The 3,587-nt window shown below is 53.0% G+C and carries 3 protein-coding genes; 2 read left to right on the forward strand and 1 reads right to left on the reverse strand.

From position 1 onward, the window contains the following. Nucleotides 1-418 precede the first annotated feature (418 nt). Entirely contained in the window at nucleotides 419-1,381 is a 963-nt protein-coding gene (locus tag QZP87_RS03105; protein ID WP_291321453.1) for a thiamine pyrophosphate-dependent dehydrogenase E1 component subunit alpha, read from the forward strand. 60 nt (nucleotides 1,382-1,441) lie between these two features. Continuing rightward, complete coding sequence (locus QZP87_RS03110; RefSeq protein WP_291321454.1) at nucleotides 1,442-2,419, forward strand: alpha-ketoacid dehydrogenase subunit beta; 978 nt, start codon at nucleotides 1,442-1,444, stop codon at nucleotides 2,417-2,419. Nucleotides 2,420-2,534: 115 nt separating this feature from the next. Here the strand turns inward: QZP87_RS03110 and QZP87_RS03115 are convergent. Next, the coding region (locus QZP87_RS03115; RefSeq protein WP_291321455.1) for an ATP-binding protein at nucleotides 2,535-3,587 on the reverse strand (1,053 nt) is incomplete at its 5' end.

The raw sequence follows: 3,587 nt of genomic DNA on the forward strand, positions 1-3,587 counted from the left end.
GCAACGTCTGCGCAATCACATTCGAACATGCAAGCGAACGTACTGACGTGAGTCACCTCATCGTGGAGGGCATTGCGGCATAATCAGCCCATCAAAGGTTTGTTCGGGTCGGACCCAGCCAATATATTGAAAATATTTGAGAAGAGCTCTTTTTCTGCTTGATATCGGATCTTAGACCCACCTTTTTGATGCGGAAAAAGCAGTTCTAAACGTCTATTCTCCGAGGCGACAACTATCCTGCCACATGGGGCTGGTGTACAAGGATACACTGGACGAAAAAATCTATTCCCGCCTTTCGGAGCGAATGAAGGACCGCTTTGATATTGTTGATTTCTACTTAGATGGATATTGAGGCCATCACCGGGTGATACAACCCGTTTTTCCCTGGGAGGCATCCAGGAGTTAAAAAGGAGGGAGAATGAACATACCCCGTAAAAAGCAGCAGGAAATGCTCTGGACCATGATTCTGTCCAGAAAGTTCTCTGACTCCCTGGTGGAGCTGTGCAGGATCGAGGGCAAGATTCCAGGGATGATGATCCTGTCCACCGGCCAGGAAGCTGTGGGCTCAGGGGTTTGTGCCGCCCTGAAGCAGGACGACGTGATCATCACCAACCACCGCAGCCACCATCACCTTCTGGCCAAGGGAGCCGACCCCAAGGGACTGATGGCGGAAATATTCTGCAAAAAAACCGGCTGCAACAAAGGCAAGAGCGGCACCCTGCATCTAACTGTACCTGAGGTTAATGCCCCCTGCACCACCACTGTGGTCGGGGCAACCCTGCCTATTGCCGTAGGCCGGGCCTTTGCTCAGCAGTATACCCAGGAGCAGGCTGTAACTGTCTGCTTTTTCGGTGACGGCGCGGCAGATGAAGGCTCATTCCACGAAGCCCTGAACCTGGCTGCTTTGTGGCAGCTGCCGGTCATATTTGTCTGTGAAAACAACCTTTATGCCGGAGCCCAGCGCTATGAAGAGCACACCAGGGTCAAGGACATGGCCGAACGGGCCAGGGCCTATGACATGCCTGGCATTATTGTTGACGGCAATGATGCCCCGGCCGTGTACCAGGCCGCCCTGGAAGCCAGGCAGCGCGCCCTGGACGGACAGGGTCCGACCCTGATGGAATGCAAGACCTACCGCTGCCGGGGCCACGGTGAACAGGATCCCCAGCACTACCAGCCCCGGGATGAGATCAGAGCATGGCAGGAAAAATGTCCCATTCCAAGGCTGAGTAACATGCTCATTGCGTCAGGTATCATCAATTCCGCCGAGCTGCAGGAAATGGAATCCATGGCTGAGAGCATTGTTCAGGAGGCTGTGCGCTTTGCAGAAGAAAGTCCATATCCAGAGCCCCGTGAAGCCTTGGAAGATGTTTATGTTTAGTTTTCAGACTTTAATTTTTTCTACATATAATATGGTCATACATAATCAAGGAACTATGCCATGCAGAAATTAGGAATGGGCCAGGCCGTTAATCAGGCCTTAAAAGAAGAAATGCAGCGTGATCCCAATGTGTTCATCGCCGGGGAAGGTGTTGGAGTAAGCATCCACGTCAACCCCATGTTTCCCACCCACGGCCTTCTGGAGGAATTTGGACCGGGGAGGGTCAAAGACACTCCTGTTTCCGAGGCTGCCATTGCCGGCCTGGCCGTGGGCGCGGCCGAAGCAGGTCTCAAACCCGTGGTGGAGATCATGTTCAACCCATTTTTTACCCTGGCCTCGGATATGATCGTCAACCATGCAGCCAAGCTCAGATACCTGTCCGGGGGCAAATCATCTTTTCCTCTGGTGGTCCGGATCAAAAGCGGGGCCGGATTCGGAGCCGGATGCCAGCATTCCCACAACCTTGAAGCCTGGACCGCCCACTGCCCGGGACTCAAAGTGGTCATGCCCGCAACTGCGGCCGATGCCAAAGGCCTTTTAAAATCAGCCATCAGAGATGACAATCCAGTTATCTTTATTGAGCACATGGGCCTGTATTTCGCACCCATGCCCGTACCAGAACAGGAATATCTGACTCCCCTGGGCCAGGCCGACATCAAGAGACAGGGCCGGGACCTGACCGTGGTCACCTGGTCCGGGATGCTGGGCGTGGCCATGGGCGCAGCTGAAAAACTCAGCCAGGAAGGTATTGAAATGGAGATCGTTGATCTGCGTACCCTGACCCCATTGGACAGGGAAACCATCCTGACTTCGGTTGAAAAGACCGGCAGGCTGATTGTCCTGCACGAAGCCACCCGCACCGGTGGTTTTGGCGGGGAAATCGCAGCTGTGGTCATGGAAGAAGGATTCAGGTATCTCAAGGCCCCGCTCAGACGGGTCACCGGACCGGATATCCCGGTCCCGGCCAGCCCTCCCCTGGAGAAATTCTACATTCCTGATCAAAACGATCTCATCAAGGCTGCCCGGGAGATTATGTAAATGCCAACTGTTTGAATCTCATCTTGACGCCTATTTTACCGTTTTATACGTAACAGGAAAAAATATATAACCAATAAGGATTGCCGTGTCTGCTTCACATTCACCGGTGCAGAGTTTACGAGAACTGGTCCGCGAGGACATGTCCTTTGACGACATCCCCGTATTGATCAGCAAATTTTTCTGCAATGTCCCTCACCGGCATGGCTTGAACCCCCTCGCTTAGTGGAAAGCTCCTGGGTGTACGGCAGGCTACTATGCCCTGAACCTTACCCTGCATATGGCAGGAAAAGGACTTGATCCCCCTGATGTCTTTTTCACCCGGTCGTTCCCTTTGCCTGCATTCAATGGCCATGATCCGCCCGGCGTGTTCTATGATCAAATCGACTTCCTCGCCTGACCTGGTCCTCCAGAACCAGACCCTTGGCTGCCTGGCCCTTGCTCTCATCAGCTTCAGGTATTCGATAAGGACGTAATTTTCCCAGAACTGTCCGGCAAAAGGGCTTTGAAACAGGTCGGAAGGAGAGTCGAAGCCCAGCAGGAAAGCAGCTGTTCCTGTGTCTGTAAAGTAAAGCTTTGGGGATTTGGTAAGCCTTTTGCCCTGGCTGCGGTAAAAAGGTTCCAGCAAAAACACCTGGCCTGAAGTTTCCAGAACAGATATCCAGTTTTTGACTGTATTCGGACTGATACCCACATCACGGGCCAGATCTGAAAGGGACAGCAATTGACCGGTCCTTAAGGCGCAGGCCCGCAGGCAACGGTCAAAGTCCCTCAGATTGCCTACATTGAGGATGTTTCGCACGTCGCGTTCCAGATAAGTGGCCACATAGGAGGTGAACCAGTATTCAGGAGTGACCTCCTCTCTGGCATAAAGCTCAGGCATTCCTCCCTTCCAGATAAAAACATCCTCGCTCAGGGGTCCCAAGGCATTAAGCAGTTCCGCCCTGGACAGGCCGAGCATGTTTATAACACCGCATCTGCCGGCCAGGCTTTCGGAAATGGTGTGCATGAGCTGAAAATGCTGCGAGCCGGTCAAAACAAACCTGCCCGGCCTTCGATCCGAATCTATCGCGAATTTCAGATATCTGAACAGTGATGGGGCGTATTGCACTTCGTCGACAATCAGGAAATCACCGTGGTCACTCAGGAATTTTTCCGGATTTTCTTCTGC

The sequence above is a fragment of the Desulfonatronospira sp. genome (assembly GCA_003563255.1).
Taxonomy (GTDB): domain Bacteria; phylum Desulfobacterota; class Desulfovibrionia; order Desulfovibrionales; family Desulfonatronovibrionaceae; genus Desulfonatronospira.